This window comes from Phaeobacter sp. JH20_02 (assembly GCF_048056915.1).
In the GTDB taxonomy this organism is placed as follows: domain Bacteria; phylum Pseudomonadota; class Alphaproteobacteria; order Rhodobacterales; family Rhodobacteraceae; genus Phaeobacter; species Phaeobacter bryozoorum.
In genome coordinates, this window is the sequence record NZ_JAYMVP010000028.1 from 532,404 (window position 1) to 554,079 (window position 21,676).

Here is a 21,676-nt window from a genome sequence, read left to right on the forward strand (position 1 = left end):
GCAATCGCTCTGGTCACCGGCTCCGGACGCATTATGGTCAGGGGCCTGAGATATCTGACACGAGGCCGCGCCCCTGGGCCAGCCATCCTGACATGAGGAACACACCGATGCCGCTGAAATATCTGCACACTATGGTTCGCGTCAAAGACCTGGAGACATCCATGGCCTTCTACCAGCTGCTGGGTCTCAAGGAGACCCGACGCTACGACAGCGAAAAAGGCCGCTTCTCGCTGATCTTCATGGCCGCCGAAGGGCAGGAAGAAACCCCGATCGAGCTGACCTATAACTGGGACGGCGATGATGGCCTGCCCAGCGACAGCCGCCATTTCGGCCATCTGGCCTATGGTGTGGATGATATCTATGCCACCTGCCAGCATCTGATGGACAATGGCGTCACCATCAACCGCCCGCCGCGCGACGGCCACATGGCCTTTGTCCGCTCGCCCGATAATATCTCGATCGAACTGCTGCAGAACGGCGACGCGCTGGACCCGGCAGAACCCTGGGCCAGCATGGAAAACACCGGCAGCTGGTAAGCCGCAACCGCCAGGAGGGCAGCACCATCATCGCGCGCCCTGTCCTCCCGGCGCCTGACCTCTGCGGCATATCTGTGCCGCCCTGCGCGCAGGCCGCCAAGCCGTACCGGACGCCCCAGCCGCACCGCACTGTCCCAGCCGCACCATCAGGGCATGCCAACCCGCAGGGCACGCAAAATTGCACCAGCCGGTTGCCCCGGTGGTGTGTCAGCCATGCTGCTTTCCGAAAAGATGGTCCAAGCCTGATGGGCCTTCTGGTCCCCGGATCCGCTCCGCTCCCGGCCTTCTGCCCGGTCAGCGTCGGTATGGCTTGGTCAGATCAGCTACCGCGCAGCAAATCAAAAGGGTCAGGCATATCGGTGATAGTCGGCGTTCTGCCGAGAGGGATATGCGTTGCGACCGATGGAACACGCCCCGTTTCAGGCGTGCAAAACCCGGCTCAATAGATGTAGCGGATCTGGTCGGACCAGTAACGCTCCACCCGCTTCAGCGAGGCTGTGATATCCGCGATGCCCTCGCTGCTGATCACACCTTTGCCTTCCAGGCCTTCTGCGTGGCGCGAGAACAGCGCCGCAACAATATCACGAATCTCGCGACCGCGCTCGGTCAGGCGCACCCGGACCGAACGGCGATCAATCTCGCAACGCTGGTGGTGCATATAGCCCATCTCGACCAGTTTCTTCAGGTTGTAGCTGACATTGCTGCCCTGATAGTAGCCGCGTGATTTCAATTCGCCCGCCGTGACCTCATTGTTGCCGATATTGAACAGCAGCAGTGCCTGAACCGCATTGATCTCCAGCACGCCGACACGCTCAAACTCGTCCTTGATGACGTCCAGCAGCAGACGGTGAAGACGCTCAACCATTGCGAGCGCCTCAAGGTAGCCAGTCATGAACCCTTTGGTGTCCTGCTGGCCGATTGGCATTTCCATACTCATCCGCATCTCCGACTCGATGGTGTCTGAGAGCAACAATGCGGAAAATTCCCGAAAAATCCGTTAAGCTGAAATTTTATTCTTTTTGATGGGTTTGCGCTATGTCGTCGATCAGCGCCGAGAACCGATCCGGCGCCGCCACCTGCCCCGTCACCCACTGGTACAGATCCTGATCATTCTCCTGCAAAAGCAGGTCGTAGAGATCAAGATCCGCCGGGCCCATCGTGGCCAGTGTCCGCTCGGCATAGGCGGAAAGAAGAATATCCATCTCCTTGATTCCGCGCCGCATCGAGCGCATCTGCAACCGCTTCAGCCGGTGGGCAGGCAGTTCGCTCATTGTGCGCTGCCTTCCATCACCAGGCGCAGGCGTTTTTCCAGCCGCGCCGCCCGGTCAGCATTGCTGCGCAGATCCTCGCGCAGCTGGCGCAGCTCGGTCATCACCGCCGCCAGATCCTGCGGCATCTGTTCGCCAGCCGGGGCTTCCATGCCTTCGCCCTCGCCGGTCAGCAGCCAGCGCATCGACACATTCAGCAGCCCCGCCATCATCGACAGCTTGTTGGCGCGCGGTTCCGACAGATCCTGTTCCCAGCCGGTCAGGGTTGATTTCTTGATGCCCAGCCGACGGGCCAGCTGCGCCTGGGTCATGCCTGCTGCATCGCGTGCAGCGGCCACCCGGTCACCAAAGGTTGCCGCGTCGGGGCCATACCAATTCATGTCGTCGTTGCTCATTTGCCCGCTCCTGTTGGCCTATCGGTTTGTCGGTCTCCTGATCCCGCTTGATCGGAAGTTAGCGGCACCCTATGACAGTTCTAGATGACATTCAAACAGAGGTCTTTCCATGCAATTTCTGTCCGATAGCCTCTCCCGCGTCAAACCGTCACCCTCGATCGCCGTCACCACGCTGGCCGCTGAACTGCGTGCGGCCGGCCGTGACGTGATCGGCCTGAGCGCCGGTGAGCCTGACTTTGACACGCCCGACAATATCAAGGACGCCGCGATCCGCGCCATTCAGGCAGGCAAGACCAAATACACCGCCCCCGACGGCATCCCCGAGCTGAAGCAGGCGGTCTGCGATAAATTCGCCCGCGACAACGGGTTGGAGTATACCCCGGCGCAGGTTTCGGTTGGCACCGGCGGCAAGCAGATTCTCTACAATGCGCTGATGGCAACGCTCAATCCCGGCGATGAGGTGGTGATCCCGACCCCCTATTGGGTGTCCTACCCGGATATGGTGCGGCTGGCCGGTGGCACGCCGGTCTGTGTCGACTCCTCGCTGGACACCGGGTTCAAGATCACCCCGGCCCAGCTGGAGGAGGCAATCACGCCGCAGACCAAATGGTTCATCTTCAACTCACCCTCGAACCCGACCGGGGCCGGCTACCACCCGGAGGAGCTGAAGGCGCTGACCGAGGTGCTGCTGCGCCACCCGCATGTCTGGGTGATGACCGATGACATGTATGAGCATCTGGTGTTCGATGATTTCACCTTCTGCACACCGGCGCAGATCGAACCGCGGCTCTATGACCGCACGCTGACCTGCAATGGCGTCTCCAAAGCCTATGCGATGACTGGCTGGCGGATCGGCTATGCCGCCGGTCCCAAGCATCTGATCGACGCGATGCGCAAGATCCAGTCGCAATCCACATCGAACCCCTGCACCATCAGCCAATGGGCCGCGGTTGAGGCGCTGAATGGCACCCAGGATTACATCCTGCCCAATACCGCTGTGTTCCGCCGTCGCCGCGATCTGGTGATTTCGATGCTCAGCCAGATCGAAGGCGTAGCCTGCCCGGTGCCGGATGGGGCCTTCTATGTCTACCCCTCCATCCATGCGCTGATCGGGCGGACCTCTGCCGGGGGCGTCAAGATCACCGACGACGAGGCCTTTGCCAAGGCGCTGCTGGCGGAGGCAAATGTGGCCGTGGTCCATGGCGCCGCCTATGGGTTGTCGCCGAACTTCCGCATCAGCTACGCCGCGGCCGATGACGTCCTGACCGAGGCCTGCCGCCGCATTCAGGCCTTCTGCGCCGCGCTGCGCTGAACGGAGCGTTTCGCATGGCTGCCTCCCTGCCGGACTATTACTTTCGCCTGCGCGACAACGGAGCCTTTGTGTTCCGCGTCGATAGTGAGAACCGGCAACGGCGGCTGGACATGGATCAGATCGCCGTGGTGAAGCTGCGCAGCGGCGAGATCCGCGCCCATGGCGACCGTGACCTCAGTGCCGAGGATCTGAACGCGATCCGCAGCTGGATGGATCAGCGCCGCGAGACGCTGGCCACGCGCGAGATGGATGACATTCACCGCACCATCGAGCATCTGAACAGCACCGCCCATTGGGCACAAAGCAAGGCCAGCGCCGCGCAGCTGGAGGAGATCACCGACCAGCTGCTGCTCGCCATGCACGACCTGCGCTCGGTGCTGGTGCGCAAGAAGGCCGATCATCTGGCCCGTGGCGCCAAGGACAGCGACCCCTCCTGATCAGCGTGGGCATGACCGGCCATCGGTGGCGCCGGATCTGAACATCACCCGATGCGTACGCGCGGATCTTTGGCGGCTTGCACATCATGCGTGTCGCGCCGCCGCTCCTTACGTCCTCTGTCGCTGGACGCCACCGCCAGCCCTTCGGTGAGGGGTGGGTTGCAATGGCAACCATAAGGCGATTAATATTTTTATCACACAATCATTATAGGAACCATTGGCGGCAGTTTCGGACTGTAGCGCGATCACCCCGGCCCCCTGTTCTGGTCCTGCGCAGATCCGCCACTGCCGCCACTGTTACCAGTATCATTCAGTCACAACAGGATTCCCGATGACGTCATATATTTCGATCATGCCCGCTTTTGCCGCCCTGACCCTCGCCAGCGGTGTCGCACTGGCCGCAGACAGCGCGCAGACCGTCAAGGACAGCGAAATCGACCGGCAACGTGCGGCACTGGCCATGAGCACCTTCGGGGCCGGATTTGGTCCGCAATCACCGCGCGACATCGACATGGTCGAGGGGCAGAACCTGCGCGTCTTCAGCGCGGCACCGCCCGCCACCGAGATGAACCTCTGCAATATCCATTTCCATGAAAACGCAGAACATCGCGGCGGTGAATTCACCAGCTACGCGGGCAATGGCGATGGCAAAGGCTATGGCACCGGCTATCAATACGACGGCACGCTGAGCGAGGCGGAACTGGCGCCGCTGGACAGCCCCATCGGCGCCGAGGGCGGCCACGGCGATCTGCAACCGGGCGACACCATCGAGGTGCATTACGTCCACACCACCGCGCAGGTGACCCCGGGGCCAACGCTGGGCGCCTGCCTCAGCGATGCGATCAAGAACCCGCAGCTGCGGGTTGAGGCGCAGGTCTATGTGCTGGTCAATGACGAAAACGCCGCCGATTTCACCGAGCTGACCCGTCTCACCGTCCGAAACAACCTCTATCAGGCGCAGAACATCCCGGCCAATTCCGGCACCCCGATCAGCTATGCCGGCTCCACCACCGGTCCGGGGTACAATACCACAGGCTCCCCGTTTCAGGTCACCTGGAGCGTCCGGCCCAAGGTGATCCGCGTCAATATCCACAGCGTCGGCACCTGGCTCGAGCATAATTATTTCAACGAGACCCACGCCCATGGCGTCCGCAATCTGGTGACCAACCCCGATCTGCTGGCACCGATCAGCAACTAGCCCGCGCCGCCACGGCTACCGGTGGTCGCGGTGATGACCCGGCAACAGGACCAAAGGGGGCGATAGCGCCCCCTTTCCGGTGCGCGGCTGACAGGTGCCTCGCGCCGTTATCCGGTGGTCAGCGTTGCGGAGGGGGCGCCCACCCGCTTGATCGAGCGGCGCCAGAACCGGATCATCAGGAACAGCCCCGCCGCCGACAGGCCGATCACCAGCCCCAGCCAGACGCCAAGCCCGCCCATGCCGAAGGTAAAGCCGAGCAGATAAGAGGCCGGTATCCCGACCGCCCAATAGCTGAGCCCCGCAATCACCATCGGCACGCCGGTGTCCTGCACACCGCGCAACAGGCCCAGCGCGATGACCTGCATACCATCCATCAGCTGAAACAGCGCCGCCGCCGCCAGCAGCACGCCGCCGATCAGCAGGATCTCGGCCTTCTGCGGGTCGGCGCTGTCCAGAAACAGCGACATCAGCGGGCCGGGCACTGTCAGGAACAGGACAATCGCCACCGACGATACCAGCAGCGACATCAGCGTCACCACCTTGCCGCCGCGTGCCAGATGCTCGCGGTCGCCGCGGCCATAGGCATTGCCCGCCCGGATGGTCGCCGCATTCGACAGCCCCAGATGCACCATGAACGTCAGCCCGCCCAGCGAAATCGCGATACCATGGGCCGCCAGCGGCACCGTGCCCAGCCAGCCCATCATCATCGCCGAGGCCGCAAACAGGCTGGCCTCGGCCAGCGTGGTCAGCCCGATCGGCAGCCCCATGCGCAGTACCCGGCCCAGCATCTCCCAGTCCGGACGCTGGAAATTCTTCAGCAGCTCATGCTCCGGCAAGGCCTTCAGCGCGTAGACCAGCACCAGCACAAAGGACAGGCCATTGGTCACCAGCGAGGCCAGCGCCGCCCCGGCAATCCCCAGTTCAGGTGCGCCCCAGTTGCCAAAGATCAGCGCATAGTTCACCAGCCCGTTCACCACCGCCCCAAAGACCGACAGCCACAGCACGATCTGGGTCCGTTCCAGCGCCGCCAGATAGGATTTCGCAACCATGTAGAGCAGTGCCGGAAACAGCGCCCAGCCTGCAATCCGCAGGTATTCCGCCGCGTCATGCGCCACCTTCTCCTCCTGGCCCAGCAATAGCAGGATCGCCTCTGACCACCACAACAGCGGCATCGCCAGCACCCCGTAGACCAGCGACAGCCAAAGCCCCATGCGGGTAGAACGCCGGATCTGACGCTCTTCGCCGGCACCGGCTGCGGCGGCCACCATCGGCATCACCGCAAAGGCAAAACCGGATCCGAACAGGAAGATCGAGAAGAAATAGGACGAGCCCAGCGTCACCGCCGCCAGCTCATCGACCCCATACCAGCCCAGCATCACCGTATCGGTCAGCCCGATGGCAAACTGCGCCACATGCCCGCCAATCAACGGCAGGCCAAGCACGGCAATGGCGCGACTATGGGCGAGGAGTGTGTTCGGGGCGGGCGCGGGCAATCTCTGTGTCATATGCAAGCCTTAGGCACGGGTCGACAGGACGGCAAGCCTCATTTCCGCTCCGGTTGCAATCTGCCCGCCGGCTTCTGCCGTGCCGGTCATGCGCGCCGTCTTATGCGTACGATCTGCGGCAAATGTGATATGCTGGCGGTGCCGATCATCGCCAGCAAGGAGCGCCTGCATGTCCGATCTCACACGCCAGCTGATCCCTGATGCGCAGGCCTTCCTGACGGAGCTGTCGCAGAACAACAGCCGCGACTGGTTCCAGACGCATAAGGCCCGCTATGACGACCAGCTGCGCCGCCCAGCAGAGGCGCTGCTGGCTGAGGTTGCCGATTACCTGCGCCCGCATCATCCCGGCATTCAGGGCAAGCTGTTCCGGCCCCAGCGCGATCTGCGGTTTTCCAGGGACAAGACCCCCTATCACACCCATCTGCATATGCTGTGGAAGCTGCCGCTGCTGCCGGGGGCCGGACTGTTCTTTGGCATCGACCCGGCCCGGCTGCGCGTCGGCGGCGGTGTCATGAGCCTTGACGGTGCTGCGCTCAGCCGCTGGCGCATTGCGGTTGCGGGCCGGCCGCTGGTCCGGGTCTATCCGACGGCAGGCCTCGACCAGATCGACGGGCGCCGACAGCCCCCCGACAGCGGCTTTGCCGATGAGCTGGCGGCGCTGCTGGATATCCTCACCCTCAAGGGGTTTCGACCCAATGCGGCTGAGCTGAAACGGGTGCCGGGGCCACAGGATCAGACCCATCCCCACGCCGATCTCCTGCGCCGCAAGTCGCTGACCCTGTGGTCTGATCTCGACCTCACGTCGCCGGTGGATCCAAAGGCCGCGATCTGTAGCGCGGCCCTCGTGCTGGCACCCGTCTTCACCCTGTTGCGCCCGATCCTGACCAAGCCGGTCGCTGCCTGATCGCCGGGATCAGCTGTGGCCCCAGTCCTCCGGGTTGTCGCTGTTGTTGGGGCTCAGCCCCAGCACATCCCCCCGGATTGAACAGCCCAGCCCCAGCACGGTGCGGTTGGCATAGGAGAAATAGGCGCAGACCTGATTGATCTCCAGAATCTGCCCGTCATCCAGACCGGCGGCCCGCAGCGCATGGATATCCGCCTCGATCAGCGCGGCCGGGGCTTCGGTCAGCTTGCGCGCATAGACCAGCCCGGCCCGCTGCGCCGGATCCAACGGCGCCAGCTGCGGGTTGCGCGCCTCGATCGCGGCGCGGATCTCCTGCCCCCGCGCTTCATCCGCCAGCAGCCGCTGGAGGCCGGCAAAATGGTGCTCCACGCAATAGGCGCAGTCGTTCAGGGACGAGACCCAGACTCCCAGCACCTCCAGATACCATTTCGGCAGGCTGTTGCCGCTGTGGTGCAGCACATTCTTGTAAAGCGCCATATGCCCTTCCATCGAATGCGGCCGCAGACTGTGCACCATCATGATGTTGTCGACATTGTTGCCCGGCCCGGTCACCCGCTCGTAGAGCTTTTTCAGCTTGCCGGTTGCCTCTTCAAACGGAACGGTCCTGATCCAGGCCATGTCACTCTCCCTGATTGTCTGACCCGGAGAGTAGCGGGATCTGACGTGGCGGAAAGACGGAACCGAACGTCACAGATGTTACGCAAGGCGGCACCGCCGCCCCGCGCCTGCCTGCCCCCCGGCAGGCGCGTTCACCGGCGCAACAAGACGCAACGGCAATCATCTATCGCGCCGGGCGCCAAGCCGCGCCGTCACGCCTGCGCCCGCCCAGGCAGGCGCGGGGCTCATCGCTTTACGTCGCCGCCTCCCGCGCCACCGCGGCAATCGCCGCCCGCACATCCGCCGCGCGGCTGCGGTGATTGGTGATCGCCGCGCGCAGCATCACGCGGCCATCCGCACGGGTGGTCGAGAACACCGCCTCGCCGCTTTCCTGCAGGGTCTGGGCAATATGCGCGTTGATCACAGACTGCGCCTCCGGCGCCAGATCGCTGCGCGCGGTGAAGACGCAGATATTCGATACCACCGGCGCGCCCAGTGCCATCAGCGGCTGCGCCTCAATCTCAGCCGCCATCAGCGCCGCCAGCTCGCAATTGCCGGTGATCGCCTCGCAGAACGCCGCCTCGCCATAGGTCTCAAGCGCCGTCCAGACCTTCAGCGCCCGGTTGCCACGGCTGAGGTCAATGCCATAGTCGCAGAACCACGGCTCACCGCCCGCCAGCCCGCGCTCGGCGCCTTCCAGATAGGCAGGCCGCGCCGCAAAGGCCGCGCGGTGCTCGTCCTCATTCCTGAGCAGCGCCATGCCGCAGTCATAGCCCACATACATCCATTTGTGGAAATCCAGCGCGATGCTGTCGGCCCGGCCGATCCCGTCGCTCAGCGACCGGTAAGGCTCCGCCGCAATCCGCGTCCAGGCGCCAAAGGCCCCGTCCACATGCAGCCAAAGCCCCAAATCCGCTGCCGCATCGGCCAAGGCATTCAGATCGTCAAACTGCCCCAGATCCACGGTGCCCGCATTGCCCACCAGCAGAAAGGGCAGCGCGCCCCTGGCCCGATCCTCGGCCACCATCCGGGCCAAGGCCGCGCAGTCCAGCCGGCCATCGACCAGCGGCACCTTGCGCAGATTGTCCGAACCGATACCCAACAGCTCCACCGCCTTCAGCGAGGCATTATGCACGCCCTCGCCCGCATAGGCGGTCAGCCGCACCGCGCCCTGGCCGGTCTTGCGGACATCCTTCAGCACCCGCAGCCGCGCCGCCTGAAAGGCAATCACCGTCGCCTGCGAGGTGCCGGTCACCAGAATGCCGCTGGCCCCCTCCGGCATCCCCATTTTGCGGCGCGTCCAGTCGACAACCGCGCGCTCCATGTAGTTCGCGCCATGGTCGCGCCCGCCCATATTGGCATTGACCGCCGCCGCCGCAACCGAGGCGATCAGATCCGTCGCCAGACCCGATCCCTGCACCCAGCCCCAGAACCGCGGATGGGTGTTGCCACCGTGATAGGGCAGCACGTCCCGGATGATCCGGTCGACCGTCTCTTGCGGCCCCAGCGCCTCCGCCGTCACCGCATAGCGCGCGTCAATATCCTCCGGCACCGGCTGCCAGGGGCGCTCCGCTGCCTCTTGCATCTGGTCCAGCGCCGCCTCCAGCATCCGCTGCGCCTCAGCGCGGAACACCGCCCAATCCTGCGTCTTGATCCCAGTCTCAGCCACCCGCGCGCCCTCCTCCTGCCTGCCGTTGCCCACAGGTGTAGCCCGCAAGCCCAGGCACCGCACGAAGAATATCGCCGCAGCCCGGTTGCCCGGCCTTACCACCGATGAACTGATCGCCGCGCACCCTGCCCTGCCTTATCCACAGCCCCTTGCGTGCCTCTTCCACCCGGCCCCAACACCTGCCATAATGGCGGCCAATCAAAACCAACCAAGAGCAGCCCCGCATATGGCCGACGACCTCCTCAGCACGCCCGCTTCTGAGACCTATGACGCTTCCTCGATCGAGGTTCTGGAAGGCCTCGAACCGGTCCGCCAGCGCCCCGGCATGTATATTGGCGGCACCGATGAGCGCGCGCTGCACCATATGGTCGCCGAGATCCTCGACAACTCCATGGACGAGGCCGTCGCGGGCCACGCCAACCGGATCGAGGTGACGCTGCACGCGGATTTTTCCGTCACCATCTCCGACAATGGCCGTGGCATCCCGATTGATCCGCACCCGAAGTTCCCGGACAAATCGGCACTTGAGGTGATCCTCTGCACCCTGCACGCAGGCGGCAAATTCTCCGGCAAGGCCTATCAGACCTCGGGCGGGTTGCACGGCGTCGGCTCCTCCGTGGTGAACGCGCTGTCGGATTCCATGGTCGTGCAAGTGGCCAAGAACAAGGAACTGTTCGAACAGCGTTTCTCCCGCGGCCTCCCCCAGGGTCCGGTGGAAAAAATCGGCGCCGCCCCCAACAAGCGCGGCACCTTCGTCACATTCCACGCCGATGAGCAGATCTTCGGCTCCCACCGGTTCAAGCCCAAGCGCCTGTTTACCCTCGTGCGCTCCAAGGCCTATCTGTTCTCCGGCGTCGAAATCCGCTGGAAATCGGAAATCGACGACAATGAGACCCCGACCGAGGCCACCTTCCACTTCCCCGGCGGCCTTAAGGACTACCTGACAGAGGTGCTCGGCAAATCCTCCGTCTACGCCGACCAGCCCTTTGCCGGCAAGGTTGAGTTTCGCGAGAAATTCAACGCGCCGGGATACGTGGAATGGGCGATCAACTGGACGCCGTCCCGCGACGGCTTCACCCAGTCCTACTGTAACACCGTCCCCACACCCGAGGGCGGCACCCATGTGGCGGGCTTCTGGGCCGCAATCCTAAAAGGGATCAAGGCCTACGGCGAGCTGGTCAGCAACAAGAAGGCTGGCAACATCACCCGCGACGACCTGATGGCGGGCGGCTGCGCGCTGGTCTCCTGCTTCATCGCCGATCCCGCCTTTGTCGGCCAGACCAAGGACCGCCTGTCGACCGAGGCCGCCGCCAAGATGGTGGAAAACTCGGTCCGCGATCATTTCGACAACTGGCTGGCGGCTGACACCAAATCGGCCGGCGCCATCCTCGACTTTCTCGTGCTGCGGGCTGAGGAACGCCTGCGCCGCAAGCAGGAGAAAGAGACCCAGCGCAAATCCGCCACCAAGAAACTGCGCCTGCCCGGCAAGCTGACCGACTGCACCTCCAAGGACCGCGCCGGCACCGAGCTGTTCATTGTCGAGGGTGACTCCGCGGGCGGTTCCGGCAAGGGCGCGCGCAACCGGGTCAATCAGGCGCTGCTGCCGCTCAAGGGTAAGATCCTGAACGTGCTGGGCGCGGCCTCCAACAAACTCGGCTCCAATCAGGAGATCAACGACCTCTGCGAGGCGCTTGGCGTCGGCCTTGGCACCAAATTCAACCTCGACGATCTGCGCTATGACAAGATCATCATCATGACCGACGCGGACGTCGACGGCGCCCATATCGCCTCGTTGCTGATGACCTTCTTCTTCACGCAGATGCGCCCGCTCATTGACGGCGGCCACCTCTACCTCGCCTGCCCGCCGCTGTTCCGCCTGACCCAGGGTGCGCGCCGCGTCTACTGCCTCGATGAGGCGGAGCGCGACAAATGGCTGGAAAAGGGCCTCGGCGGCAAGGGCAAGATCGACGTCTCCCGCTTCAAGGGTCTTGGCGAAATGGACGCCAAGGACCTGAAGGAGACCACGATGGACCCCACGACCCGCAAGCTGATCCGTGTGACCATCGACGAGGACGAGCCGGGTGAAACGGGCGACCTGGTCGAGCGCTTGATGGGCAAGAAACCCGAGCTTCGTTTCCAGTATATTCAGGAAAACGCGAAGTTCGTGGAGGAGCTGGATGTATAAATTTCACACCATATGCTTGCATTAGTTCATCCGCCCCCTACATGTAGTGGACCCGCACAAGTGCGGGAGGAAGGAGCTTCTCTTGGAAGCGTTTTTCTTTCTCCCTGACTTGAGGCAGGAGGTGTAGTGGCCTCTTGGAGCGCCCGAAAGGGAAACCGGGTTAGGATCAAATTGTTGCCTCTGCGCACTACCAACGAGGTCCGCAATAAAGCGGATTGCCCAGGAGGACTGGCTCAAACCCAGGACCCGAATGTGGCGATAGGGCTCGCCGCCCCGCGGATAAGGTCTGAGGCGTCTCGTCTGGGCGCTCTTGTGAAAGTGGTCGGCCCTCGCGACTATTGCGAGACAACCCCGCCTCTGATCATCTGAAAGAGACGAGGCGCCGAACCCACATTATCAAAATCCTGTTGCTTCATTGCTTTCCTGCTTCCCTCCCGCACCACAAGGCCCGCGCCTGACCTTGGGGAGGCGTGAAGCGCCTTCCCGGGGGGAAGGTCAGGCGCGGGCCGTGCGGCTGGCGCCCCACGTCCCAAAGGGGAACTCCGCTCCCAATTCACCTTCCCCAAATACTCCCGCCCCCTGCCCGGCAGGCGGCTTTGCCGCCGAGAGGGGGAAGGCATCCCGCCTATAGGTCTGCGCCTGCCGGGGGCTGGCACGCGGCCCGGTCAAGGTGGCTCGTACCCCCGTTGCGCCAGCCCCCGGACCACCGCACGCCCCTTCCACCTTCGCTTAAACCCGATCTGCCAGGCTGATCCCGTCGCGACATCCGGGGCGGACTGACACCCCGCCCCACCACCTGGAGATCGGACGCCACGGCCACCAACCGGGGCGGTTCGCAGATATCTCGCGAAGATGGGCAATCCCCATCCCACCCTCCGCCTCTGGCCCCAGTGGAGACATTGGGCCCTTGGCGGCGCCGCCTGCTCTTTGCTGCCCGCAGCAACTACCCGCTCCCCACCACGCGGGTGACATCACAATCAGGACATCCCCCGCCGCGCCTCTGGGCATCACCGGCCGCGCGGTGATAGCGCTTGCCTGCAAGGCGCTGGTCTTTCTACACTTCCCCTGAGCCAGCCCACCCCGGACCCACCCGCAGGAGCCGCCGCCATGATGACCATCGCCGACAATCAGCTGCTGCTGATCCTCCTGTGTTTCGGCGCGGGCAGCCTCGGCACTGCGCTGCTGTTTCGCCATCCTGCAGGACACCGGGTCTGGCGGCTGGCGGATCTGGGCTGGGTGGTGCTGGGCGGTATCGGCGCGCTGGTCGCTGTGCTGGCGGGCATCTACAAGGCCGATACCGGGCGGCTGGAACGGCAGATCGACATCGCCTATGCCGCCACCGCCTCTTTTGACCGCGACGCCGCGCGCTTTCGCCTGCGCTTCTGCGATCCGGCCTATGACAGCGATATCGCCACGCTCTGCGACAAGATCGAGTTTCTCTCCGCCTCCACCGCGGGCAATGCCGAGCTGCCGCTGTTCATCGCCGTCACCGATCAGGTCACCCCGCTGCAGGGGCTGCGACTGATCTTTGGCCGCGCCGAGCACACGCCTGAGATGATGGAAATGGCCGCCAAGGCGGATGCCTTCGATCCCGCCGCCTTTACCGTTTTTACCGCGCTGGATGCCCCGACCAAAGCCGCCGTCGACACCCTGCGCCGCAAGGTGCCGACCATTGCGGGCGATTTTCTGATCCTGGCCCGCGCCTATGACGCGCTGATCGGGCAGATCACCCAGCTCAAGAGCGAATGGGAATATCTTCAGGACAACGCTCATATTCTGGTGTTGCAGATCCTCGCGCTCTGCATGGTGGCCTTTGCCGCGCCGTTCCGGCTGGGCAAATCGGTGGTGGATCTGCGCTAGGTCCTGGCCTTATCAAAACTCACCGAACTGGCCATTTCGACAAGGTCACATTCCAGGCTAGGCTGACCGCGACAGACCCTTTCAGATTTGCGAGCCCAGCCATGCGCGACAACGCCCCTGCCGATAGCCCGACCACCCAGTTGCCCAGCGTCTGCCCGCTGGATTGCCCCGACACCTGCAGCCTCAGCGTCAGTGTCACGGATGGCGAGATCACGGCGGTGCGCGGATCACACGCCAATCCGCTGACCGACGCGGTGATCTGCAACAAGGTGGCGCGCAGTTTTGCAGGCTTCGTGCATGGTCCCAACCGGCTGACCCAGCCGCTGCGCCGCAGCGGCCCGCGCGGCAGCGGCAGCTATGAGCCGATCAGCTGGGAGCAGGCGCTGGACCTGATCCACGCCGGGTTCATGCGCGCAATCACCGCCCACGGCGCGCAATCGGTGCTGCCCTTCAACTACGCAGGCCCCCACGGCGAGCTGGCCGGCGGGTCGATGGACCGGCGGTTTTTCTACCACATGGGCGCAACCCGGCTGAACCGGGGGCCGCTCTGCGGCGGGGTGCGCGGTGGCGCCTATGAGAGCCTGTTCGGCCCCGCTCCCGGCACGCCGCCACAGCAGCTGCTGCATTCGGATCTGGTGCTGGTCTGGGGCAATAACATTACGGTTTCCAACCTGCATATGGCGCCACTGCTGAAACAAGCCCGCGCCAAGGGCACACGGCTGGTGGTGATCGACCCCAAACGCACCAAGATTGCCGAACACTGCGACCTGCATCTGCAACCGGTGCCGGGCACCGATGTGGTGCTGGCGATGGCACTGGCGGCTGAGCTGGAGCGGCGCGGCGCGCTGGACCATGAGTTTATCGCCCAGTGGACCACCGGATCAGAACCATACCTGCTGGCTGCCCGCAGCTATACCCCCGATCAGGTGGCCGAGGTCTGCGGCATCCCGCTGGCGCAGTTCCACCAGCTGGCGGATTGGATCGCACAGGCCCGCTGCATGTCCACCTCGCTTGGCAACGGGATCGAACGCGGACGCTCAGGCGGCTCCGGCCTGCGTGCGGCCATGGCGCTCCAGGCGCTGACCGGCCATCACGGGCGGCTGGGCGCCGGGGTGCTGGCCAAACCCGGCCTCGCCGCCCCCAAAACACAGGACCGCTTGCAGGCCAGCCACCTGATCGACCCGGACACACGGGTGTTCAACATCGTCGATGTGGCGCGCAAACTGTTGGACCAGAACATGCGCATCCCGGTCAAGGCGGTGATGATCTACAATCACAACCCGGTCGCCACCCACCCCGATCAGGCCCGCCTGATCGAAGCGCTCAGTCAGGAGGATATCTTTATCGCGGGCTGCGATGTGGCGATGACCGATTCCATGCGGATGTGCGATGTGATCCTGCCCGCCGCCAGCCATTTTGAATATGACGATGTCTATGGTGCTTACGGCCAGAACTTCATCCAGCGTGCCGCGCCGGTCATTCCGCTGGTGGGCGACAGCCTGCCCAATACCGAGATTTTCCGCCGTCTGGCCGCGCGGTTCGGCTATGACGACCCGCTGTTTCAGGCCAGCGATGCCGAGCTGATGGATCAGGCGCTGGACGGCAATCATCCACAGCTTCAGGGCCACCGCCCCAGTGAAATCCCCCTCGACCGGGCGCTGGAAATCACCGCCGCCGAGGGCGCCGCACCAATCCTCTGTGATACGATTGCGCCGGCCACCGCCTCGGGCAAGATTGAGCTGTTCAGCGAGGACTACGAGACCCGCTACGGCTTTGGCGTGCCGCGCTATGATCCGGTGCCGCGCAGCGCCCCCTTTGTGCTGATCACGCCGTCCTCTGCGAAACGCACCAATGCCACCTTTGGCGATCAGCCACCCTCAGATGGGGCCGAACTGGTCGAAATGCACCCAAAGGATGCCGCCAGCCGTGAGCTGACCGATGGCGATCTGCTGGAGGTCTTCAACGATCGGGCCACCGTCACCCTGCGGCTGAAAATCAGCGATGCCACCCGTCCCGGCGTGCTCTACAGCCCCAAGGGCACCTGGCGCGCCAGCAGCGCCACGGGTCTGACCGTGAACGCGCTGATCCCCGCCGATATCCGCACCGATACCGAGGATGGCGCCTGCTATAACGAGACCTTTGTGGACCTGCGCCGCGCTGCCAGCTGACCACGCGACAAAGCTCGCAAAACCAGTTCCCACCCAGGCGCAACTTGTCCTAGGGTGGGTCCATGATCGCGCGGTTCTGTCTTGTCCTGGGGTGCCTTGCCCTGCTGTCCTGCGGGCGTCCGCTGTCCGAAGGCGAGCAGCAGTTCCTCAGCCGTATTCACGGGCCCGAACTGGATATGAACCGCCTGCGCATCGTCAAGGGCGCGCCGCTCTCGCAGGTCACATTTCGCCGCAAGCCACGCCCCCGCGTGACCTGCCGCGAACGCATCCTGCCGCCCGTAAAAGATGAGATCGTCACCTCTTCCCCCGCCGCACTGGCGCTGTTCAACCGCATCTTCTTCGTGCGCGACTGGTATATCGACGACTACATGCCCGCCTACCCCAAGCGGCTCTATCTGGTGGAGGCGATGCTGCTGGCCCATGAGGCGACCCATGTCTGGCAATGGCAGCAACGCGCCAAGACCGGCTATCACCCGCTGCGCGCCGCCGCCGAACACCGCGCGACGGATGATCCCTATCTGTTTGATCTGAAAGGCGACGACCGCTTCATCGACTTTGCCTATGAACAGCAGGGCGCGATTGTCGAAGAATACGTCTGCTGCCGTGCGCTGGACCCAACCGGCGCGCGCACCAAGCGGCTGCATGGAATGCTGAAGGCGGCGATGCCCGTCTCAGACCTGCCGCAAAGCCGCGAAAGCGATGTCTACCTGCCCTGGAAAGGCGCCGAGCTGGGCGGTATCTGCGCCTGACCGATGCGGCTCAGAGCCCCGGATGGAGCTGCCCGCCGTCCAACCGCACCACCCGGTCCATGCGCTCTGCCAGCTCCAGATTATGGGTGGCAATCAGCGCCGCCATGCCGGTCTCGGCCACCAGCTCCATCAGCACCGCAAAGACCTGATCGGCGGTAGCAGGATCGAGGTTGCCTGTCGGCTCATCCGCCAGAAGCAGACGCGGCCCGTTGGCCAGCGCCCGGCAAAACGCCACCCGCTGCTGCTCGCCGCCCGACATCGCCGCAGGGCGATGCCCGGCGCGGTCGCTCAGCCCGACCCGCGCCAGCAGATCCTGCGCCCGCGCCTCTGCCTTGGCCTGACTGATGCCATTGGCCAGCTGCGGCAACACGATGTTTTCCAGCGCGGTGAACTCCGCCAGCAGATGATGGAACTGGTAGACAAACCCCACATCCTGCCGCCGCACCGCCGTACGCCGCCGCTCGGATTTGCCGGTCAGATCCTGCCCGCCAATCCGCACCGTGCCGCGATCGGGCGTGTCCAGCAGGCCGGCCGTATGCAGCAGGGTGGATTTGCCGGCACCAGAGGGCGCCACCAGCGCCACGATTTCTCCGGGCTTCACCGTCAGATCAATGCCAGTCAGCACATCCACCTGCGTTGGCAGGCCGTGGTTGTAGGATTTGCCGACCTGGCTCAGCTGCAATACGGCAGATTGCGCGCCTGTCTGCGTTTCGGGGTTATTCATAGCGCAGCGCCTCCACCGGGTTCATCCGCGCCGCGCGCCGGGCCGGGAAAACGGTGATGACAAAGGACAAGGTCAGCGACAGCGCCACCGCCGACAGCACATCCGCCAGCCGCAGCTCGGCGGGCAGCGCATAGATGCCCCGGATCGCCGGATCCCAGACCCCGCCCCCCATCACATAGTTCACAAAGGAGAAAATCGGATCAATGTAGATCGCGAATAGACAGCCCAGAATGACCCCAAGCACAGTGCCGATCACGCCGGTGCAGGCCCCACAGAGAAAAAACACCCGCATCACCGACCCTTCGCTGAGGCCGATGGTGCGCAGGATGCCGATATCGCGGCCCTTGTTCTTGACCAGCATGATCAGCCCGGAGACGATATTCATCGTGGCAATCAGCACCAGGATCGACAGGATGATGAACATCACATTGTCCTCGACCTCCAGCGCGCGCAGGAAGCCACCCGAGGCATCGCGCCAGGTCCAGACCCCGATACCCGGGGCAACCTCATCCCCGGCCTGCAACAGCGGCAGCACCATGCGATCGACGGTTTCGGGATCCTCCACCATCACCTCGATCTCATCGGCAAAGCCTTCGCGGTTGAAATAGCTCTGCGCCTCGGCAAAAGGCATGTAAAGCCGGGTGCGGTCGATGTCATAGCGCCCGGCGGTGAAGATATAGACCACCTCATAGGCATTGACGCGCGGGCTGGTGCCAAAGGCGGTCTTGACCCCATCGGGGGAAATCAGCTTGATCCGGTCGCCGACGCTCACGCCCAGTTCACGGGCCACGCCAGATCCCAGCGCCACGCCTTCGTCAAACCGCGACAGGTCACCAATCGCCGCCTCGCTCTGGGCAATCCCCGGCAGGCTGGCGATATTGGCCGCAGAGATGCCAAAGACCTCAACCCCGGCGCTGCGCTGGCGTAGGCTTGCCATCACCTGCCCTTTGATCAGCGGCGCGCTGCGGATCACACCCGGCACCGCGGCGGCGGCCTCGGCCAGGGCGTCATACTCTGTCAGCTTGCGGTCCAGCTGGCCCTGTTCGGTCACCGTGCCATGTGAATAGAGCGTCACATGCGCATTGGCCCCCAGAATGGTGCCGACAAATTCCGAGCGGAACCCGGTGCGCACCGCCAATGTGGCAATCAGCGCAAAGACGGCAAGCGCAATGCCGATGAGGCTGATCCAGGTCATCACACTGACGCCCCCTTCGGCCCGGCGCGCCCGCAGATAACGCCAGGCGATCAGCCATTCAAAACGGGAAAACGGGAGTGGTGTGGCCATAATGATCCTGCCGGGCAAAGTTCAGCGCAACCTGTGCTGCCCACGGCCCGAGGTCAAGATCTGGTTTCCGCCCCGGCAGCATTCCCCGGCGATGACACCAATCCACCGCCATCGGCCGGGCGCTGGTTTTTTTGGCAAAATTCCAGGCCCAGACGCAAACGGTCCGCACCAATGGGGCGCGGACCGTGCTGATCGTTCCATAAGGGCGTGTCGCGGGCTATGCGCCGCTTCAGAAGCCCCGGCCGGTCTGGTGGTTGGCATAGATCTCCACGATCTTCTGCACTGCCGCCTCGGGCGAGAGTTCCTCGCTTTCGCCGCTCCGGCGCGAGGTGAGTTCGACCACGCCGTTTTTCAGACCACGCGGGCCGACGGTGATGCGCCAGGGCAGACCGATCAGGTCCATGGTGGCGAATTTACCGCCTGCCCGTTCCTTGCGATCATCATAGAGCGGCTCCAGCCCGACAGCTGTCAGCGCGTCATAAAGGCTCTCGCAGGCGGCGTCGGCTTCTTCGTCGCCCTGTTTGAGGTTCACGATCCCGCAGTGGAACGGCGTCACACCTTCGGGCCAGATGATGCCCTTTTCGTCGTGGCTGGCCTCGATGATGGCGCCAAGGAGACGCGAAACGCCGATCCCGTGCGAGCCCATGTGGACCGGCGACTGCTTGCCATCGGGGCCTTGCACATTGGCACCCATCGCTTCGGAATATTTGGTACCAAAGTAGAAGATCTGGCCAACCTCGATCCCGCGCGCCACCCGGCGACGGTCTTCCGGCACCTCGTTGAACAGCGCCTCGTCATGGGTTTCATCGGTGCGGGCATATTTCGAGGTAAACTCCTCCAGCACACCCTGACACTGCTCGACGCTGTCGTAATCAATTTCGCGATCGCCAAAGGTCAGATCGGTGACTGCGCTGTCATAGAACACCTCGCTCTCGCCGGTCTCGGCCAGAACCAGGAATTCATGGGTATAATCGCCGCCAATCGGCCCGCCATCGGCGCGCATCGGGATCGCCTGAAGCCCCATACGCTCGTAGCTGCGCAGATAGCTGACTAGATGACGGTTATAGGCGTGCAGCGCGTCCTCTTTGGTCAGGTCGAAGTTATAGCCGTCCTTCATGTAGAATTCACGGCCCCGCATGACGCCAAACCGCGGGCGGATCTCGTCGCGGAATTTCCACTGGATGTGGTAGAGCGTCAGCGGCAGATCCTTGTAGCTGCCGACATGGCTGCGGAAGATATCGGTGATCAGCTCTTCGTTGGTGGGACCATAGAGCATGTCGCGGCCATGGCGATCGGAGATCCGCAGCATTTCCTGACCATAGTCATCATAGCGCCCCGATTCCTTCCACAGATCCGCCGATTGCAGCGTCGGCATCAGCATCGGGATATGACCCGCGCGCATCTGCTCTTCATGGACGATGGTTTCGATCTTCTTCAGCACCTTGAAGCCCAAGGGCAGCCAGGAATAGATCCCGGCAGAGGACTGCTTGATCATGCCGGCGCGCAGCATGTAGCGGTGGCTGACGATCTGGGCTTCGGAGGGGGTCTCCTTCAGCACGGGAAGAAAATAGCGGGACAGGCGCATGGCGGTCTCATTTATCAATCTGGGTTCGCAAGCGGTCTAAGCCATCGACGCGCCTCAGGCAATCGTGCTTTGCGTTTCGGCACATGGCTGACCGGGCGAATGACCTGACCGCCCCCCCTGCGGGAACCGGTGGCCGGTCATTGGGGTTGCATCGACGGGGCGCATGGGCGAAGACTTCTGCCCAAACAGGCCCCTAGGATCAGGCTGAGAGCAGGACGCAACACATGGCACTTCCGGCACAGAAGCAATTGAAATACTGGGGCATTGCCGCCGTGGTCTTTGCGGTGACCATGTGGGCACTGGGCGATGTCCTGCTGCCGTTTGTCCTGGGCGCCGCGATTGCCTATCTCCTTGATCCGATTGCCGACCGGCTGGAAGCGGCGGGGCTCAGCCGCACGGCGGCCACCGCAACCATCACCGTTGCGGCGGTACTGCTGTTCGTGGTGCTGTTGCTGGTGGTGGTGCCGACGCTGATCTACCAGATGATCGACCTCGCGCAGGTGCTGCCGGAGGCCTTCAAGAACCTGCGCGACTTTGCCCAGAAACAGGCCCCGTCCCTGTTTGACGAGGGCAGCCGTGCCCAGCAGACCATCGTGTCCATTGCCCAGACCCTGCAAAGCAAGGCGATCAGCGTGCTGGAGGGCGTTGTCGGCTCCGCGGTTTCGCTGGTCAACGTCATGGTGCTGTTTGTGATTGTTCCGGTGGTCGCGGTCTATTTTCTGGTCGATTGGGATCGCATGGTTGCGCGGATCGACGAGCTGCTGCCGCGCGATCACGCCCCCACCATCCGCGAGCTGGCCGCGCGCATCGACAAGGTGCTGGCCTCCTTTATCCGCGGCATGGGGACGGTCTGCCTGATTCTCGGCACCTATTACGCGGTGGCGCTGATGCTGGTGGGGCTGAACTTCGGTCTTGCGGTGGGGTTCATCGCCGGTCTGGTCACCTTTATCCCCTATCTCGGCGCCCTGATCGGCGGCGCGCTGGCCATCGGGCTGGCGCTGTTCCAGTTCTGGGGCGACTGGTGGTCGATCGGCATGGTCGCAGGCATTTTCGTGATCGGTCAGGTGGTTGAGGGCAATCTGCTCACCCCCAAGCTGGTTGGCAATTCGGTTGGGCTGCATCCGGTCTGGCTGCTGCTGGCGCTGTCGGTCTTTGGCGCGCTGTTCGGCTTTGTCGGCATGTTGATCGCGGTGCCGGTTGCCGCCGCACTCGGGGTGATTGCGCGGTTCCTGGTTGAGCGCTATCTGGACAGTCGCCTGTACCAGGGCAAAGCCTTTCACGACGCGGACTGAACCTGAC

20 protein-coding genes are annotated in these 21,676 nt (G+C 63.8%); 10 read left to right on the top strand and 10 right to left on the bottom strand.

The features are described 5' to 3' along the window. The first annotated feature begins 107 nt into the window (after positions 1 to 107). Entirely contained in the window at positions 108 to 536 is a 429-nt protein-coding gene (locus VWY34_RS16650; RefSeq protein ID WP_340546003.1) for a VOC family protein, read from the top strand. Positions 537 to 975: 439 nt separating this feature from the next. On the opposite strand, the gene VWY34_RS16655 is transcribed toward VWY34_RS16650, so the two are convergent. The 3 genes from VWY34_RS16655 to VWY34_RS16665 all read right to left on the bottom strand — a co-directional run bounded on the left by VWY34_RS16655 (position 976) and on the right by VWY34_RS16665 (position 2,199). Next, positions 976 to 1,473 (bottom strand): MarR family winged helix-turn-helix transcriptional regulator, encoded by a 498-nt coding sequence (locus tag VWY34_RS16655; RefSeq protein WP_416535690.1) that lies wholly within the window; start codon positions 1,471 to 1,473, stop codon positions 976 to 978. A gap of 73 nt (positions 1,474 to 1,546) precedes the next feature. Next, the gene (locus VWY34_RS16660) at positions 1,547 to 1,807 is read right to left on the bottom strand and encodes a succinate dehydrogenase assembly factor 2 (protein ID WP_340546005.1); all 261 of its coding nucleotides are present in this window, start codon (positions 1,805 to 1,807) and stop codon (positions 1,547 to 1,549) included. Then, positions 1,804 to 2,199 (bottom strand): helix-turn-helix domain-containing protein, encoded by a 396-nt coding sequence (locus VWY34_RS16665; protein ID WP_416535692.1) that lies wholly within the window; start codon positions 2,197 to 2,199, stop codon positions 1,804 to 1,806. The genes VWY34_RS16660 and VWY34_RS16665 overlap by 4 nt, the downstream gene beginning before the upstream one ends. 109 nt (positions 2,200 to 2,308) lie before the next feature. Between VWY34_RS16665 and VWY34_RS16670 the strand changes: the two genes are divergently transcribed. From VWY34_RS16670 to VWY34_RS16680, 3 genes are all read left to right on the top strand, one after another. After that, positions 2,309 to 3,511 (top strand): pyridoxal phosphate-dependent aminotransferase, encoded by a 1,203-nt coding sequence (locus VWY34_RS16670; RefSeq protein WP_416539018.1) that lies wholly within the window; start codon positions 2,309 to 2,311, stop codon positions 3,509 to 3,511. Between the two features lie 14 nt (positions 3,512 to 3,525). Further along, entirely contained in the window at positions 3,526 to 3,948 is a 423-nt protein-coding gene (locus VWY34_RS16675) for a hypothetical protein (RefSeq protein WP_416546294.1), read from the top strand. 331 nt (positions 3,949 to 4,279) lie between these two features. After that, positions 4,280 to 5,146: a delta-class carbonic anhydrase gene (locus tag VWY34_RS16680; protein ID WP_416539020.1), complete on the top strand. Its 867-nt coding sequence runs from the start codon at positions 4,280 to 4,282 to the stop codon at positions 5,144 to 5,146. A gap of 107 nt (positions 5,147 to 5,253) precedes the next feature. Here VWY34_RS16680 and VWY34_RS16685 read toward each other — a convergent pair whose 3' ends face one another. Further along, positions 5,254 to 6,651 carry an MATE family efflux transporter gene (locus VWY34_RS16685; RefSeq protein WP_416546296.1) on the bottom strand — a complete coding sequence of 466 codons (1,398 nt, stop codon included), beginning with the start codon at positions 6,649 to 6,651 and terminating at the stop codon, positions 5,254 to 5,256. Between the two features lie 9 nt (positions 6,652 to 6,660). Beyond that, entirely contained in the window at positions 6,661 to 6,822 is a 162-nt protein-coding gene (locus VWY34_RS16690; protein WP_416546298.1) for a hypothetical protein, read from the bottom strand. On the opposite strand from VWY34_RS16690, the gene VWY34_RS16695 reads away from it, so the two are divergent. After that, on the top strand, positions 6,821 to 7,555 hold the full coding sequence (locus VWY34_RS16695; RefSeq protein ID WP_340546012.1) for a DUF2461 domain-containing protein: 735 nt from the start codon (positions 6,821 to 6,823) through the stop codon (positions 7,553 to 7,555). The two genes, VWY34_RS16690 and VWY34_RS16695, sit on opposite strands and share 2 nt — an antisense overlap. Before the next feature lie 9 nt (positions 7,556 to 7,564). Here VWY34_RS16695 and VWY34_RS16700 read toward each other — a convergent pair whose 3' ends face one another. Together VWY34_RS16700 and VWY34_RS16705 are read right to left on the bottom strand one after the other, a co-directional pair. Next, positions 7,565 to 8,173 carry a carboxymuconolactone decarboxylase family protein gene (locus tag VWY34_RS16700; protein ID WP_416539022.1) on the bottom strand — a complete coding sequence of 203 codons (609 nt, stop codon included), beginning with the start codon at positions 8,171 to 8,173 and terminating at the stop codon, positions 7,565 to 7,567. Between the two features lie 232 nt (positions 8,174 to 8,405). Continuing rightward, positions 8,406 to 9,821 (bottom strand): pyridoxal phosphate-dependent decarboxylase family protein, encoded by a 1,416-nt coding sequence (locus VWY34_RS16705; RefSeq protein ID WP_416546300.1) that lies wholly within the window; start codon positions 9,819 to 9,821, stop codon positions 8,406 to 8,408. Positions 9,822 to 10,047: 226 nt separating this feature from the next. Here VWY34_RS16705 and parE point away from each other — a divergent pair, with 226 nt between their 5' ends. The 4 genes from parE (at position 10,048) to VWY34_RS16725 (ending at position 16,783) form a co-directional block, all read left to right on the top strand. Continuing rightward, positions 10,048 to 12,006, top strand: a complete 1,959-nt coding sequence (gene parE / locus VWY34_RS16710; protein ID WP_416539024.1) for a DNA topoisomerase IV subunit B — start codon at positions 10,048 to 10,050, stop codon at positions 12,004 to 12,006. 1,107 nt (positions 12,007 to 13,113) lie between these two features. Next, on the top strand, positions 13,114 to 13,866 hold the full coding sequence (locus tag VWY34_RS16715; RefSeq protein ID WP_416546302.1) for a hypothetical protein: 753 nt from the start codon (positions 13,114 to 13,116) through the stop codon (positions 13,864 to 13,866). 101 nt (positions 13,867 to 13,967) lie between these two features. Then, the gene (locus VWY34_RS16720) at positions 13,968 to 16,034 is read left to right on the top strand and encodes a molybdopterin-dependent oxidoreductase (RefSeq protein ID WP_416546304.1); all 2,067 of its coding nucleotides are present in this window, start codon (positions 13,968 to 13,970) and stop codon (positions 16,032 to 16,034) included. 62 nt (positions 16,035 to 16,096) lie between these two features. Continuing rightward, positions 16,097 to 16,783, top strand: a complete 687-nt coding sequence (locus VWY34_RS16725) for a hypothetical protein (protein ID WP_416546306.1) — start codon at positions 16,097 to 16,099, stop codon at positions 16,781 to 16,783. A 10-nt stretch (positions 16,784 to 16,793) separates the two neighbouring features. Here the strand turns inward: VWY34_RS16725 and VWY34_RS16730 are convergent, their stop codons facing one another. The 3 genes from VWY34_RS16730 to proS all read right to left on the bottom strand — a co-directional run bounded on the left by VWY34_RS16730 (position 16,794) and on the right by proS (position 20,377). After that, on the bottom strand, positions 16,794 to 17,507 hold the full coding sequence (locus VWY34_RS16730) for an ABC transporter ATP-binding protein (protein WP_340546020.1): 714 nt from the start codon (positions 17,505 to 17,507) through the stop codon (positions 16,794 to 16,796). Continuing rightward, on the bottom strand, positions 17,500 to 18,792 hold the full coding sequence (locus VWY34_RS16735; RefSeq protein WP_416546308.1) for a lipoprotein-releasing ABC transporter permease subunit: 1,293 nt from the start codon (positions 18,790 to 18,792) through the stop codon (positions 17,500 to 17,502). The genes VWY34_RS16730 and VWY34_RS16735 overlap by 8 nt, the downstream gene beginning before the upstream one ends. A gap of 229 nt (positions 18,793 to 19,021) precedes the next feature. Next, positions 19,022 to 20,377: a proline--tRNA ligase gene (gene proS / locus VWY34_RS16740; RefSeq protein ID WP_416539031.1), complete on the bottom strand. Its 1,356-nt coding sequence runs from the start codon at positions 20,375 to 20,377 to the stop codon at positions 19,022 to 19,024. Positions 20,378 to 20,601: 224 nt separating this feature from the next. Here proS and VWY34_RS16745 point away from each other — a divergent pair, with 224 nt between their 5' ends. Beyond that, positions 20,602 to 21,669, top strand: coding sequence for an AI-2E family transporter (locus tag VWY34_RS16745; protein WP_340546023.1), 1,068 nt, complete (start codon positions 20,602 to 20,604; stop codon positions 21,667 to 21,669). Positions 21,670 to 21,676: the final 7 nt, after the last annotated feature.